Origin of the sequence: Sphingobacterium litopenaei, assembly GCF_014692495.1 — a bacterium.
Classification (GTDB): domain Bacteria; phylum Bacteroidota; class Bacteroidia; order Sphingobacteriales; family Sphingobacteriaceae; genus Sphingobacterium; species Sphingobacterium litopenaei.
Genome location: NZ_JACOIJ010000052.1, coordinates 1 through 15,551 on the forward strand (window position 1 = coordinate 1; position 15,551 = coordinate 15,551).

At 36.3% G+C, this 15,551-nt stretch carries 15 protein-coding genes and 1 pseudogene; 5 read left to right on the plus strand and 11 right to left on the minus strand.

The features are described from left to right. The 10 genes from H8B04_RS15990 to H8B04_RS17370 all read right to left on the minus strand — a co-directional run. Positions 1 to 267, minus strand: a 267-nt coding sequence (locus tag H8B04_RS15990; protein ID WP_190302989.1) for a transposase, incomplete at its 3' end; no start/stop codon positions are given. 134 nt (positions 268 to 401) lie between these two features. Then, a complete protein-coding gene (gene atpG / locus H8B04_RS15995) occupies positions 402 to 1,280 on the minus strand; it encodes an ATP synthase F1 subunit gamma (protein ID WP_165291514.1) in 879 nt (292 codons plus the stop codon). A gap of 79 nt (positions 1,281 to 1,359) precedes the next feature. Beyond that, positions 1,360 to 2,934 carry a F0F1 ATP synthase subunit alpha gene (gene atpA / locus H8B04_RS16000; RefSeq protein ID WP_190302990.1) on the minus strand — a complete coding sequence of 525 codons (1,575 nt, stop codon included), beginning with the start codon at positions 2,932 to 2,934 and terminating at the stop codon, positions 1,360 to 1,362. A 52-nt stretch (positions 2,935 to 2,986) separates the two neighbouring features. Then, entirely contained in the window at positions 2,987 to 3,532 is a 546-nt protein-coding gene (atpH, locus tag H8B04_RS16005) for an ATP synthase F1 subunit delta (protein ID WP_165291516.1), read from the minus strand. A 56-nt stretch (positions 3,533 to 3,588) separates the two neighbouring features. Next, a complete protein-coding gene (locus H8B04_RS16010; protein WP_165291517.1) occupies positions 3,589 to 4,089 on the minus strand; it encodes a F0F1 ATP synthase subunit B in 501 nt (166 codons plus the stop codon). A 113-nt stretch (positions 4,090 to 4,202) separates the two neighbouring features. Beyond that, complete coding sequence (atpE, locus tag H8B04_RS16015) at positions 4,203 to 4,391, minus strand: ATP synthase F0 subunit C (protein ID WP_039053475.1); 189 nt, start codon at positions 4,389 to 4,391, stop codon at positions 4,203 to 4,205. A gap of 37 nt (positions 4,392 to 4,428) precedes the next feature. Further along, on the minus strand, positions 4,429 to 5,517 hold the full coding sequence (gene atpB, locus H8B04_RS16020) for a F0F1 ATP synthase subunit A (protein ID WP_190302991.1): 1,089 nt from the start codon (positions 5,515 to 5,517) through the stop codon (positions 4,429 to 4,431). Positions 5,518 to 5,610: 93 nt separating this feature from the next. After that, a complete protein-coding gene (locus H8B04_RS16025) occupies positions 5,611 to 6,009 on the minus strand; it encodes a hypothetical protein (protein WP_165291519.1) in 399 nt (132 codons plus the stop codon). Next, on the minus strand, positions 6,002 to 6,238 hold the full coding sequence (locus H8B04_RS16030; RefSeq protein WP_223815470.1) for an AtpZ/AtpI family protein: 237 nt from the start codon (positions 6,236 to 6,238) through the stop codon (positions 6,002 to 6,004). The genes H8B04_RS16025 and H8B04_RS16030 overlap by 8 nt, the downstream gene beginning before the upstream one ends. 58 nt (positions 6,239 to 6,296) lie before the next feature. Beyond that, positions 6,297 to 8,510 carry a helix-turn-helix domain-containing protein gene (locus H8B04_RS17370; RefSeq protein WP_190302992.1) on the minus strand — a complete coding sequence of 738 codons (2,214 nt, stop codon included), beginning with the start codon at positions 8,508 to 8,510 and terminating at the stop codon, positions 6,297 to 6,299. A gap of 122 nt (positions 8,511 to 8,632) precedes the next feature. Here H8B04_RS17370 and H8B04_RS16040 point away from each other — a divergent pair, with 122 nt between their 5' ends. Then, positions 8,633 to 9,139: a cupin domain-containing protein gene (locus tag H8B04_RS16040; RefSeq protein ID WP_165291521.1), complete on the plus strand. Its 507-nt coding sequence runs from the start codon at positions 8,633 to 8,635 to the stop codon at positions 9,137 to 9,139. Between the two features lie 55 nt (positions 9,140 to 9,194). Here the strand turns inward: H8B04_RS16040 and H8B04_RS16045 are convergent, their stop codons facing one another. Beyond that, positions 9,195 to 10,397, minus strand: coding sequence for an exo-beta-N-acetylmuramidase NamZ family protein (locus H8B04_RS16045; RefSeq protein ID WP_165291522.1), 1,203 nt, complete (start codon positions 10,395 to 10,397; stop codon positions 9,195 to 9,197). 147 nt (positions 10,398 to 10,544) lie between these two features. Here H8B04_RS16045 and H8B04_RS16050 point away from each other — a divergent pair, with 147 nt between their 5' ends. From H8B04_RS16050 to H8B04_RS17205, 4 genes and pseudogenes are all read left to right on the plus strand, one after another. Then, positions 10,545 to 12,398 carry a DNA topoisomerase IV subunit B gene (locus H8B04_RS16050; protein ID WP_190302993.1) on the plus strand — a complete coding sequence of 618 codons (1,854 nt, stop codon included), beginning with the start codon at positions 10,545 to 10,547 and terminating at the stop codon, positions 12,396 to 12,398. A gap of 63 nt (positions 12,399 to 12,461) precedes the next feature. After that, positions 12,462 to 13,307, plus strand: a complete 846-nt coding sequence (gene purU / locus H8B04_RS16055) for a formyltetrahydrofolate deformylase (RefSeq protein ID WP_165291524.1) — start codon at positions 12,462 to 12,464, stop codon at positions 13,305 to 13,307. Between the two features lie 120 nt (positions 13,308 to 13,427). Then, complete coding sequence (locus H8B04_RS16060) at positions 13,428 to 15,203, plus strand: hypothetical protein (protein WP_165291525.1); 1,776 nt, start codon at positions 13,428 to 13,430, stop codon at positions 15,201 to 15,203. 165 nt (positions 15,204 to 15,368) lie between these two features. Further along, a pseudogene (locus tag H8B04_RS17205) lies at positions 15,369 to 15,551 on the plus strand (IS4 family transposase); the annotation flags it as partial.

A 15,551-nucleotide genomic window follows, 5' to 3' on the forward strand; every position in this document is an offset into this window, starting at 1 on the left:
TTCGCGGCATGCCATCTCCAATTTACGACTACTATAAATATTGCTAAGGTAGCCGAAAACTAAAACCTTCAATAACATTTGAGGATGATAGCTAGAGGAGCCTTTAATTTTATAGGCAGCCAATAACTCTTGAATATTAATTCGATTGATTACATCATTAACAATCCGAACAGGATGTGACTTAGATACCAATTCATCCAGGCTTGGAGGAATTGCCATGATCTGGTCTTGAAAATAAGGTTTAAAGATAGGTACTCTTTTGGCCATAAAAACACGTTGATTATACTATAAATAGATGAAAATCAATCGATTAAACCAAATTATGAGGCGTTGAAATCAAAAAAAAGAGACTGTCCATTTTGAGACAGCCTCTTTTCTTATGTGCATTCCCGAAGGAAATCTTAGCCATTTGAAAGTGCAGCAGCACCTGATACAATCTCTGTAAGCTCTGTAGTAATAGCTGCTTGACGAGCTTGGTTATACGAAAGTTTTAATTGACGTAATAAATCACCAGCATTTTCTGTTGCTTTATCCATCGCTGTCATACGTGCACCATGCTCAGAAGCATTAGAATCTAATACTGCTTTGTACAATTGAATCTTAATCGCTTTAGGGATTAATTCTTCAATGATTTTTTCTTTAGAAGGCTCGATAATGTAATCTAATTCTACTGTGTCTTCTTTTTTCTCTTCAGGCAATAGAGGTAACAATTGTTCTGAAGTTAAAACTTGTACAGCAGCATTACGGAATTGGTTGTAAACAACCTCTACACGGTCGATATTTCCTTCTTTGAATTCATTCATGATATATTCAGTCACTTTAGATACGTTTGTGAAATCTAAATTGTTGAATAATTCATTATGATTGCCAATAACGTTGAAATTACGTCTAGAGAAGAAATCATGACCACGCTTACCAATAGCAATGATACTTACATCCCCTCTCGCAAATTGATCAGCATATTTAGTAGCGATCAAATTGTTCGCCGTTTTAATAGCATTAGCATTGAATGCTCCAGCCAAACCTCTATTTGAAGTCACTACTACGATCATAACCTTAGTAGGAACTCTATCTTGAGTATATGGAGAATCATTTCCTTCTACAGAAGCTGAAACTTGAGCAAGAATATCTCTTAATTTATTGGCATAAGGGCGCAATTGAATGATAGCATTCGTCGCACGCTTTAATTTTGCCGCAGAAACCATTTTCATGGCTTTGGTAATCTGCTGCGTGGATGTCACCGAGGTGATACGGTTTCTTACTTCTTTTAAATTTGCCATATTTCAGATAAAAGATGTGAGACTTTTAGATATGAGACAACTAAATCTCAAATTCTCATATCTATAATCTCATATCTAATTAATATTTTGAAGCTAATTCTTTAGCTACTTTTTCTAAAACGTCTGTTAACTCATCTGAGAATTTACCAGCTTTTAATGCTGATAATACTTCTGGATGACGTTGCTCTAATTGAGTCAAGTATTCTTCTTCGAATTGACGTACTTTGTTCACAGGAACATTACGCAACAATCCTTTAGTACCTGCATAGATGATAGCTGTTTGCTTTTCAACTGATACTGGTGAGAATTGACCTTGTTTCAAGATCTCAACGTTACGAACACCTTTATCTAATACCGCTTTAGTAGCCGCATCTAAATCCGAACCGAATTTAGCGAACGCTTCTAACTCACGGAACTGAGCTTGGTCTAATTTCAATGTACCAGATACTTTCTTCATTGACTTAATCTGTGCGTTACCCCCCACCCGTGATACCGAGATACCTACGTTGATCGCTGGACGGATACCTGCGTTGAATAAGTTAGACTCTAAGAAGATCTGACCATCAGTGATTGAGATTACGTTAGTAGGGATATATGCTGATACGTCACCTGCTTGTGTCTCAATGATAGGAAGAGCTGTCAATGACCCCCCCCCTTTTACTAAGTGTTTGATAGACTCAGGAAGATCATTCATGTTGCGAGCGATATCGTCAGAAGAGTTGATTTTCGCAGCACGCTCTAACAAACGTGAGTGAAGGTAGAATACGTCACCTGGGTAAGCTTCACGGCCAGGAGGGCGTTTCAATAACAAAGACACTTCACGGTAAGCCACAGCTTGTTTTGACAAATCATCATAAACGATTAACGCTGGACGACCTGTATCACGGAAAAACTCACCGATAGCAGCACCTGCCATTGGAGCGTAGAATTGTAATGGAGCTGGCTCAGAAGCTGAAGCAGCTACTACTACTGTGTACGCCATAGCACCTTTTTCCTCCAATACGCGTACGATGTTTGCTACTGTAGAGTTCTTTTGACCTACAGCAACATATATACAGAATACTGGTTGACCAGCATCGTAGAATTCTTTTTGGTTGATGATAGTATCGATACAAACCGCTGTTTTACCAGTTTGACGGTCACCGATTACTAACTCACGTTGACCACGACCTACAGGAATCATAGCGTCGATAGCCTTGATACCAGTTTGTAATGGCTCAGTTACAGGTTGACGGAAGATAACACCTGGAGCTTTACGCTCGATAGGCATTTCATAAGTTTCGCCAACGATAGGTCCTTTACCATCAATTGGTTGACCTAATGTGTTAACCACACGACCAAGCATACCTTCACCTACTTTAATAGATGCGATACGATTAGTACGTTTGATTGTATCACCTTCTTTGATTTCGTCTGAAGGACCTAAAAGTACAACACCCGCGTTGTCTTCTTCTAAGTTCAATACAATACCTTGTAATCCGTTTGAAAATTCAACCAACTCACCTGATTGAACTTTTGTTAAGCCGTAAACGCGAGCAATACCGTCACCAACTGTAAGCACGGTACCTACTTCCTCTAATTCGGCCTCTGACTTAAAGCCTGACAATTGCTCTCTAAGAATTGCCGAAACTTCATCTGGTCTTACCTCTATCATTTTACTTCGTATAAGGGGTTTTAGATTCTATTACTTTACTACCTCAAAGTGATTATACACCTTGATTGATGAAATGTCTTTCTAATTTATTTAATTTTCCAGCAATACTTTCGTCTAATTGCTTATCTCCTACTTTGATGATAAATCCACCGATTAACGATGTATCTACTTTATTTGTAAGGATTACATTCGCATTGATTTGCGTAGCAATAGTATTACCTAAAGACTGAATATTAGCTGCAGACAATGGTTGTGCTGAAATAACTTCAGCTTTCACGATACCTTTTAATTCGTTGTATTCACGAATAAACTCTAAAGCTGTAGCGTATACTAATTCACCACGACCTTTGCGTACCATGATATTGAAGAATGTAGACACTTCTGTGCTTACTTTTCCTTCGAATAATGCTTTTAAGATATTTTGCTTCTTATCTGTTTTGATAATAGGATTAGCCAATACAGCTTTCAATTCTGAATTGGATTTGATTACTTTGGCAACCTCTTCCATTTCAGCTTTCACCTGATCTAACGTACCTTTCTCTTGTGCTAAATCTAAAATAGATTTAGCGTATCTCGAAGCAACTTTGAATACTGACATTTTCTCAAATTAAAAATTAAAAACTAAAAATATTAAAAGCGTAACGCAAATTAATATTAGTTTAATTTAACGTCTTTCAACAAGTCAGACACTAAAGCTTCTTGTTTACCTTGGTCTTCAAATTCTTTTGTCAAAACTTTGCGAGCGATGTCTAATGACAATGCAGAAACTTGGTTTTTAACTTCTGCCAACGCTTTTAATTTTTGATCTTCGATCTCACGTTTTGCAGATTCAATTAATTTTGCACCTTCAGTTTGAGCAGATTCTTTCGCTTCAGCAACGATTTTATCTTTCAACTCTTTTGCTTCTTTCAAGATAGCATCGCGCTCTTCACGTGCTTCTTTCAATAATTGCTCGTTTTCATTAGTCAAACGTGCCATTTCTAATTTAGCTTTCTCTGCAGAAGCTAAAGCATCAGAAATACCTTGTTCACGCTCTTCTAAAGCATTAACGATTGGTTTCCAAGCAAATTTTCCTAAGATAAAGATTACAATTAACAAAATAATTAATTGCCAGAAGAACAAACCGTATGAGAACTGATTAAGTAATGCGTCCATTATATTTGCTTATAAAATATGATTTTCTATTTATTGTCTTTAATTTTTTGTCTTAAAACATGACTTACAACCAACCGTTGCAAGTCATGTTTAATACTTTTAATCAACTTGGATTATTTACCTAAGATTAAAGCACCGAATGCTAAACCTTCTACTAAGGCACCAATGATGATCATCGCAGTTTGAATTTTACCAGCTGCTTCAGGTTGACGTGCGATAGCTTCCATAGCTGAACCACCGATTTTACCTAAACCTAAACCTGCACCGATTACGATTAAACCTGCTCCAATTAAATTGTACATAATGATTTATTTATAAAAATTTAACAAAAAATTCTGATTAATGATGTGCGTGCTCTTCTACGGCCATACCAATGAATAATGATGACAACATCGTGAAGATAAACGCTTGTAAAAATGCAACTAACAATTCTAAGAAGAATAAGATCAATGTCAACAACATTGACACACCGATACTACCTCCTACTGATAATTGTTGTTGGAATAAATATACGATAGCAATCAAACCCATTACTACAGAGTGACCTGCAGTGATGTTAGCGAAAAGACGTAACATCAATGAGAATGGTTTTGTAAACATACCTAACACCTCAATTGGCGCTAACACAAATTTGAAAGGAACAGGAACACCTGGCATCCAGAAGATGTGTTTCCAGTAATCTTTGTTTGCTTTGAAGTTTGTAATCACGAAAGTGAATAAAGCTAAACACAAGGTTACGGAGATATTACCAGTTACGTTGAAACCAATTGGAGTTAACCCTAATAAGTTCAAAGTGAAGATCAAGAAGAATACTGATAATAAGTAAGGCATGAATTCTTTGTAACGGTGACCGATGTTAGGAATAGCCATCTCGTCACGTACATATAATACTAAAGGCTCTAATACACGACCAACACCTTTAGGTAAGTTGTTCGAACCTTTTTTGTAAGTCTTAGCTAATGAAGTGAATCCTAAGAATAACAATAATGCTGCTAACATTAAACCCGTTACGTTTTTAGTGATTGAGAAATCTAACGGTTTAGCATTTGTTGGATGGTGGTGTTCGTCATAAGCAATAGAACCAGCAGCATCAGTTTTGTAGATTTTTCCGTGGTAGTATTTATAGAACTGACCATCTACTTCTGTCAAACCATCATTTTCGTGGAATTTAGCAGATGAGAAAACTTTCAAACCATTATCAATTAAGATAACTGGCAATGGAAAACCTACATACTCTTCACCTTTTTTGTATAAAGTAAAATAGTGATCATCCTCTAAGTGATGTTTGATATGGGCATTGATCTCTTCCGCTTGAGTCTTCTCGCCGTCACCATGTCCGTGCGCCTCTTCTGCGGCAATTGATGTAAAAGGATTGGCAGCAAATAAAATTACTGTTAAGAATAAAAGTGCTCTTTTAAGATTCACCATTTTAGATTACTGTTGAATAATGAAAAATTTTGTGCAAAAATACAACTTTATTTGGCATATAATACGTTTTGTGTAAACTTTTTTATAAAAAGTTTACTGCTCATTATTTTCTTGATTTATAGCCTTGAAAGCCACAAAAACATCAAAAAACAAGAACAGAAAAAACACTACTAAGAAATTATATTCGATAAAGTCATTTTCAAATTTATTTAAGCCATTTTTGATATAAATGTAACTCGCGACAGCATTTATAGTCATCAATCCCAAAAAGATAAAACCTAGATTTTTGGGCATAGCATATTGCGCCATTAAAGTCAATACCACTATGAAAAGTGATATTCCGACACCAAATGCATACATCCCCAATAAGGTATAATCCGTTTGCTCCCAGAATTGGTTAGTTCCTAATCCTTTTAATATTAAAGTATGTGCAAAATACGCTGCTACTCCTAATACGAGTAACGTGATAATATATCTAATATAGTTAATCATTCTTACTTATACGATTGGCTTGTTTAATAAATTGATATAAAGATGCCACGACGCCCAACATAGTTAATCCTTTGGTCCACCAGCCACCGTCAACATCATATTTGACATCCAGCCAATCTCCCAAACGATAGAATAAATAAATAGTCACCCCCATCTGAAAAGGCATAGAAGTAAATACTATCCATTTGTTTAGTTTAGGATCTTTCTTTTTGTCTTTCTGCTGCTCCAAAGCCAATCAATTAATTCCAACAAATATATTACAATAACGGCTTATCACGAAGACAATGCTAAATTTTAGTTTCTAACACTTTTTGTCCGATCTTAATTTCTGGATAAGAATAGTCCTCACCTAAGATGATTTTGATTTGAGAAGAAGATTGACCTTCATTCGCTTTGAGCACCTCAAGGATTCTATCCAATTTGTTAAGATCGATTAATTCTTCAGCTTCAATCTCTGATCCAACGTAGTGAATCAAATGTCCATATACTGTACCTTCCACCATACCTCTTTTCTGCGCAATCTGCGCAATATCCATCCCATCTTGATACATATCCAGCGTAATCTGCTTTGTATCCTTTTCTTCTGTAGTATCGTCGTCAGCAACTTTTACAGAATCATCTTTAACGACATTCATCTTCAAAGACAAATCATCCAACACTTCTTCTTTCGTCAAAGCTTCCGCTATAGTCAAGCAATGTTTTAGAATCTCGTATTTACGTTTAAAATCCAACAACAAAGCTTTCATTTCTTGAATATACTTTTTAGTACGTTTACGTATACTCCAGTCTTCAATATGTTTTTCGGTAGCTTTTAATAGCTCTTCTTCCATTTTTGGCAAAAACCAATTAACAGCAGAAGTCGTACGTTCACAGATTTTGTGGTAATCCAATGCGTCCTTATCAGACAACATAGTATGCAACTGTTGCATGAATTTATGCGCAACCTTTTCTTGAGTCTGTAACGATTGTTGCAACAAAAAGAAAAAAGAAACTACACCTTCTTTGTTGTCAATATTGCGATCTTTGAGACTTACTTCCATTTCATTAACAGCTTCTGTCAAACTAGTCCAACGAAAACTGTTAAGCAAAATTTGACCTAGATAAGCACGTTGACTATTTTTCAAAATATCATCCACTTCCTCTTCTTTCACGAGCTGCTTCATAAAATCCACAACTTGAAAGTCTGTTCGAATCGCATGCGGCGCTATCTTAGACCGCAACACTAACCCTTCCAAACCAGTTAGCCTACTCAATGCCACATAAACTTGTCCGGCAGCAAAGGAAGTTCCTGCGTCAATAATCGCCTTATCAAATGTTAAACCCTGACTTTTGTGAATCGTAATCGCCCAAGCCAATCGTAAAGGAAACTGCGAAAACGTACCTAATACTTCTTCCTCAATTTTGTCCTCTCCTTTATTATACTTGTATTTGATATTTTCCCAAGTCTCGCGACGTACGACCACATCTTCCGAACCATCTTTGAATCCGACAACTACTTGATGTTTGTCCAGATTCAATTCTTTGACCACGCCTATCTTACCATTAAAATATTTACGATCTTCGCCTGTATCATTCTTAATGAACATCACTTGTGCGCCCAGCTTCAGTGTTAGCGTTTCCTCCGTAGGATAAGCACCTTGTTGGAAATCATCTTTTACTACAGCTTTGACATTGTGCATTTTGCCCGGAAGTTTAGCCAATTCTTCTTGATTGATTTGATCCGCCAAACGATTATGTGAAGTCAACGTAATAAACTGTTCGGATTTATCTGGAACGAAATCTTCTTTATAATGCGTATTTAATTCCTCCAAATCCTGCTGCGTACATTGGTTATTTCGGATATTATTTAATACCGAGATAAACTTGTCGTCACTTTGTCTATAGATATGCTGCAGTTCCAATTTAATCAACGGCGTAGAACGCAATACTTTTGCATTAAAGAAAAAGGGACTCGTATAATGATTACGCAAAATCTGCCATTCTTGATCGCGAACTACGGGAGGAAGCTGGTATAAGTCTCCAATAAACAAGACCTGCACCCCACCAAAAGGACGCATATCGCGACGCACGGACTTCAAGATAACATCAATAGCATCTAGAGTATCTGCACGCACCATGGATACTTCATCTATCACCAACATTTCCAACTCTTGCAAAATTGCACGTCGTTGTTTAGTTAACTTTATAGTAGAAAAAAGACGGTTTTTATTGTATATATTATTGTCTTTCTCATCCCATTTGAGCTCATAATCTTCCAAAAACACCCCAAAAGGCAACCAAAACAAAGCATGCAATGTCGTTCCTCCTGCATTCATCGCTGCTACTCCAGTTGGCGCTGTGATAGCCATTTTCTTATAACAGTTTTCACGGATATACTTTAGAAAGGTAGTTTTACCCGTTCCGGCTTTACCTGTTAAAAAAAGATTCTGGTTAGTTTGATTAACAAATGCTACTGCCTTTTTGAAAATAAGATTATTTGCGTCGATCGTTTGCTCCTTCATATCTATTACAAAGGTAAGGTAATGTCCAACAATAAGTATTTATATATTAATTTTAAATTTTTGAAAAATTTGTGGATATTAGTTAATAATAAAATTTTAATAAACTTAAATAAATACATATTATGGCATATGTTGATAAGAGTGAGTTATTTAATCAGATTCAAGGAAAACTTGAAGGGTTAGGCTTTACTATTGAAAACGTGGATCAGACAAGACCGTGGGGTGGTTTTTTTGTGATAGATGAAAGTCAAGCACAAAAATTTGCGAATGAGTTTTTTGATGGATTAGACACTCAGGATCTAAAAATATCGGGCAAATTAAGTCCAAAGATTTTGATCGTAGGTCCCAACAAGCGCTTATCATGGCAATACCATCATCGTCGTGCCGAAATCTGGCGCGTAATACGTGGAGAAGTAGGTGTAGTAACAAGTCCCGATGATGATGAGCACGAATTGAAAATCTTAAAAGAAGGTGAATTTATTCGCCTATCTCAAGGTGAACGTCATAGATTGGTAGGGCTTGCTGAGTATGGTGTAGTAGCAGAGATATGGCAACATACAGATGCAACTAATCCTTCGGATGAAGATGACATTGTACGCGTACAAGATGATTTTGGAAGATCGATATAAGCCTCAAAACGAGATACAAATAAGCCGAGAAAATTCTTTCTCGGCTTATTTCATTTTATGGATAAAGTAAATATTTCTGTCTTATTTTTTTGAATTCATTAATTCCTGGCTCCCAAGTTTTGCGTATTTGCTCTTCTGTCCAACCTTCTGCTATTTGTTTCTTAAAATCTGCATAACCAATAAGGTTATCAATATTACCGATTTGCTTACTCAAACTTCTGTCAAAGAATTTCTCTTTATTCGGATGATTTTTGTACAAATCAATCATCCATGATAGGTTAATCTTTTTGCTCATTACAATCTTTTCAAGATCGATGTCTCTTAAATCAAGACCATAGCAAACCTGATCTTTGAACAAAGGATCTTCAGCCATTCCTGGAATGCTGTATGGGGTGTAACTGAAGGTATATTTGTTCTTCAACATAGGTCCGCCTACTACTGTAAAAGGATACATGGTGCCTCTCCCGTGATTCAAAGCGATTCCTTCGAATAAACACGTAGATGGATATAGCAATATACTTTGAGCAGTATTCAAATTTGGGGATGGATTGACGGGCAATCTATAAAGCATATCATGGTTGTACCCTTTAACTTTAATCACCTCTACATCGCACTTAATCTTATTTGCCATCCAACCTTCTCCATTAATCATTAAAGCAAATTCACCTAATGTCATGCCGTGAACGATAGGAATGGGGAACTGCCCTATCCCCGATTTGTGCTTCATATCTAGTATAGGACCATCAATAAAATAGGCATTGGGGTTCGGACGATCCAAAATCATGAAGGGCTTTCCATTTTCTGCACTTGCTTCCATCACATCGCGCATGGTGTTCATAATGGTATAAAAACGGCAACCTACATCCTGAATATCAAAAAGTATCAAATCCACATCTTTCAAATCCTCTTTACTAGGTTTCTTCTTACTTCCATAAAGGGATACAATCTTTAAACCCGATTGGACATCGATTTCATCTTTTACTTTAATACCTGCGCTAGCATTACCCCGAAAGCCATGTTCAGGGCCAAATACCTTGACAATATTCACACCTAATTTTTGGAGACTATCCACTAAATGGGAATTACCAATAATAGCAGTCTGATTAGCCACAATAGCTACGCGCTTGCCTTTTAATTTGGGTAAATAGCGTTCGGTTTGCTCGGCTCCCGTTTTTATTTTATCGTTGTCATATTTTAATTGCGCATTAGCATCCAATATTCCAATAACGCATAAAATCAGTATAATTGCTCTTTTCATAAGGTATATGCAATTGATTAAAGCTTAAATATAAGAACAAATCGACGTTATTGGCTCTATTTAATATGTAATATTTGCGTTGGGTTATTTACTACCTTTATCAGTAATTTTTTTATATTTTTGCTACACATTTTTGAGAATAAAACCATGACAGCATATAACGAAGACAGTATACGATCCCTCGACTGGAAAGAACATATTCGATTACGTCCAGGTATGTACATTGGTAAGCTAGGAGACGGTTCGGCTTATGATGACGGTATCTATGTATTGCTTAAGGAAGTCGTAGATAACTCTATCGACGAATTCGTTATGGGCGCAGGAAAAACCATAGACATTACAGTTACAGAAAATAAAGTTTCAGTACGTGACTATGGACGTGGTATTCCTATAGGTTCTGTCGTCGATGTAGTATCAAAAATCAATACTGGAGGTAAATACGACAGCAAGGCTTTCCAAAAATCTGTAGGACTTAACGGTGTAGGTACAAAAGCTGTGAATGCCCTATCAACAAATTTTACTGTTCAATCCTACCGTGATGGCAAGACCCGTATAGCTACATTTAGCAAAGGGGAGTTGCAAACAGACGAACAAAAAGATACGACACAACGTAATGGTACAGCCGTAACGTTCTATCCAGACGATAGTATCTTCAAACATTACAAATACCGCATAGAATTCGTAGAAAACATGATCTGGAATTATGTTTTCTTAAATTCAGGCTTAACAATAAACTTCAATGGTCAGAAATTCGTGTCCGAAAATGGTCTTAAAGACTTATTGGAACGCAATGTAGACACAGAAGGTATGCGTTACCCTATTATTCACCTTAGAGGCGATGATATTGAGATAGCAATGACGCACGGTCAGCAATATGGTGAAGAATATTATTCATTCGTGAATGGTCAGCATACCACACAGGGCGGTACACACCAAGCTGCATTCCGTGAGGCTGTAGTAAAAACTATTCGAGAATTTTATAAGAAAGATTTTGATGCTTCAGATGTGCGCGCATCCATCATTGGTGCTATAGCTATCAAAGTACAAGAGCCTGTTTTTGAGTCGCAAACAAAGACAAAATTAGGTTCGCAAAGTATAGGTCCTGATGGGCCTACGGTACGTACTTTCATCAATGATTTCGTTAAGAAAGCATTAGATGATTACTTACACAAAGATTCTGCAACAGCAGATGCGTTGTTGAAACGTATTATGCAATCCGAGCGGGAGCGTAAAGATATTGCAGGAATTAAAAAGCTTGCCAATGAACGCGCTAAAAAAGCTTCTTTGCACAACCGTAAACTACGTGATTGTAAACTCCATTTTGGTGATAAAAATGAAAGAAATCTAGAGACCACCTTATTCATCACTGAGGGTGATTCTGCATCAGGTTCTATCACCAAGTCTCGTGACGTACAGACTCAAGCAGTTTTCAGTTTACGCGGTAAACCACTAAACTGTTATGGATTAACCAAGAAAATTGTATACGAAAACGAAGAATTCAACTTACTTCAACATGCTTTAAATATTGAAGATGGAATGGAAGGCTTGCGTTACAACAACATTGTCATCGCTACCGATGCCGATGTCGACGGTATGCACATCCGTCTGTTGATGATGACTTTCTTCTTGCAGTTCTTCCCAGATTTGGTAAAAGCCGGTCACGTGTATATCTTACAGACGCCGTTATTCCGTGTTCGTAATAAGAAAGAAACAATTTATTGTTATTCGGACCAAGAACGTATTGATGCAATCAACAAATTAGGAGGAAAGCCAGAGATCACCCGATTCAAAGGTTTGGGGGAAATCTCGCCTTCAGAATTTGGTCAATTTATAGGTGAAGATATTAAACTTGAGCCTGTTATCTTAAATAAAGACAACAAACTTCCTCAAATATTAGAGTATTACATGGGTAAAAACACCCCTGACCGTCAACGTCATATCGTAGATAACTTACGTGTAGAAATTGACTTAGAGGAAGAATTGGTGAAAGCAGCCATTTAAGAAATACCTTTCAGCCTCTTATCACCTAGAGGCTGAATACCATTATAAACATCCTAACCAAACATGACGAAACAAACTTTAATACTTATTCAATGCCAAGATGCTGTTGGATTAGTATCTAATATATCAAATGTACTTGCTAAACATAAACTCAATATCATAACGATGCGGGAATATGTGGATGAAGAAAACAACAAATTCTTTGTTCGTGTAGTCTGCACGGGATATGTAGAAGAAAGTAATGGCTTATACAGCCATCTCAAAGCTGTATTGCCAGAAAAAGCTAGCATTTCTATTAATCCGTCGAAAAGAAAACGTATTGCAGTTTTAGTTACCAAAGAACACCATTGTTTGGCTGATATTTTAGTGCGTAATTATTTCGACACGTTGAATGCAGATGTATGTGCGGTAATAGGTAATTATGATAATCTACGTGATTTTGCTGAGAGATTTGACATTCCTTACTACCATATTTCGCATGAGAATAAGACAAAAGAAGATTTTGAGGGGGAATTAGCGGTTCAATTAAAAGCTTTAAATCCTGATTTCATTGTTCTTGCTAAATTTATGCGTATACTATCGCCTTCTTTTGTCAAAGAATTTGAACACCGTATCATCAACATCCATCACTCATTCTTGCCTGCTTTTATTGGTGCCAATCCATATAAACAAGCACATGATCGTGGCGTGAAAATTATCGGAGCTACAGCACATTTTGTTACCAATGATTTGGACGAAGGTCCAATTATTGTACAAAATATCAAAAACATTGACCACAGCTACGATGTACATAAAATGAAGCGCACAGGGCAAGAAATCGAAAAAGCCGTATTAACTCGTGCAATACAATTAATTGTCGAAGACCGTGTTATGCTCAATGGAAATAAAACTATAGTATTTAAGGCTTAACTATACAAAACTAATTAGGTTTTTCAATAAAAAATTTAAGTGACACAAAGCACTTTTTAGAATTTGTGTCACTATTTTTTAATTGGATTAAAAGAGAGTATTTGCGTCATATTTCAAACTATGACACACAAATTCCATATTCCTGTTTTAGGACTTGCATTTTCAATTGATTCGCCAATTAAAGTAGCTCAATTCGGGATATCTTCTGTGATTTCTATCGTTGACGATGAGCTTATAGAAAGAATGCGCAAATATTATTGCCATCTCACTGGTAAATCCTATGAGCCCATTAACTTACATCAAGACGACGCACGCGCGAAAAGAATTACAGCCTATCTGGATTTAGTTTATGATATTGTGCAAGATCAAGTCAAAGAACTCAAGTCCCAATCCGATATCATATCTTCAAAGTTGCAAAAATATATTGATCTACAACCTTCTAACTCTCCAATAGCTAATTTATATAGTAAATATTTAGAAGAAGATTCTAAGGAAATACGAAATTTTATTCTAGGTGAAATAAGGAATAAAATAGAAGTTGGAGATATCAATGTCAACATTATGTCCAAAGTGGACAAAATAAACCGCGATAGAAAAGGAAATGAATTAGATGCGTACTATTCAGACGCCAATGCTGCGCTACGTGGCTTCGCAAAAAGTAAGTTGACTTCTGCTGTCGTACTATCCGCAGGAATGAATCCTCGCCTTTATAGATATTTAGCTGAATTACCCCAATTTTTACCCATTAAAAATTCCAATTTCAACAAAAAAATTATTTTAAAAGTTTCTGATTTCAGATCGGCATTAATTCAAGCTAAATTCTTAGCCAAAAAAGGCATATGGATTTCGGAATACCGCATAGAATCTGGCTTAAACTGTGGTGGTCATGCATTTGCTACGGATGGTTATCTATTAGGACCTATTTTGCAAGAGTTCAAAGAAAAACGTCATCTCCTTCAAGAAGAACTTTTCCTAACTTATAAAGACGCTATTGAAAAAAAAGGATTTTCTATTTCACAAATTCCTGCTATAAAAATTACAGCTCAAGGAGGTATTGGAACACCTGCAGAACAAGATTTTCTGATCAATTATTACAATTTGGACGCAAATGGATGGGGTTCACCATTCTTGTTAGTTCCTGAAGCAACGACTGTGGATGAAAAAACACTTAAAAGTCTCGTGGAAGCATCAGAAGATGACTTTTACTTAAGTGGCGCTTCTCCACTCGGTGTTCCTTTCAACAATTTTAGAAAAAGTTCAGCAGAAACGTTTCGCGAATCGAGGATTCAAAAGGGGCGTCCTGGCGCTCCTTGCACAAAGAAATATCTGGTCACACCTTCGGTGTATGAGGAAGAACCTATGTGTTCGGCATCTCGTGTATTTCAACATCTCAAAATCATTGAGCTTGACGTATTAGGTTTAGATGATTCAACTTATGCTCAAAAATTATCCGAAATAACCGAAAAAACCTGTCTTTGTGAAGGATTAGCGAATGCAGCATACGTAAAATATGATATTTTAGAACGTAAGGACACGGACACCGTAGCGATTTGTCCAGGTCCAAATACAGCCTATTTTAACAAAATTTACACTTTACAAGAAATGGTAGATCATATTTATGGACGTCATGACCTACTGAGGAATGTAGAAAGACCATCTATGTTCATAAATGAATTAAGACTGTACATTTCTTTTCTTGAAAAATACATTTCAACCAATCAAAATACGATGGATGCTACCAAGGAAAAATACATCCATAAATTCAAAAATGAGATGCTGTCTGGAATCTCCTATTACAGAGAATTGAGCGGAAAATTATTTGAAGTAGAAACGGAGAAATATATGGAGTTCCATAACCAACTTAATCAAGCAGAGAACCAAATCAATACGATATAAAACGAAAAAAGCTGCCTTAGGGCTAGTCATGGTCGGAAGATTTTTCTTCCGACTTTTTTTTGTTTTATATAGATGAGTATATTCACATAATCATCTGAATATCAGATTGTTATCTTGTTTTTATTGTTTTAATTTTGTATCTTTATCATTGATAATTATATATGTATGTCAGTATTTAAAGATCACAAAATCTCCCTCAGCCAAGTTTTAGCTTTTTTACTAGAAGCCCTTTTAAGCCATCTTTCAGCAACCACTAAAGTGGATCATTACAGCAAGGTTCTTCATGGGAAAAAGATGTTTTACCTTCTTTTGTTCTGTATTTTCGATAACGAAAGATTGAGTCAGCGA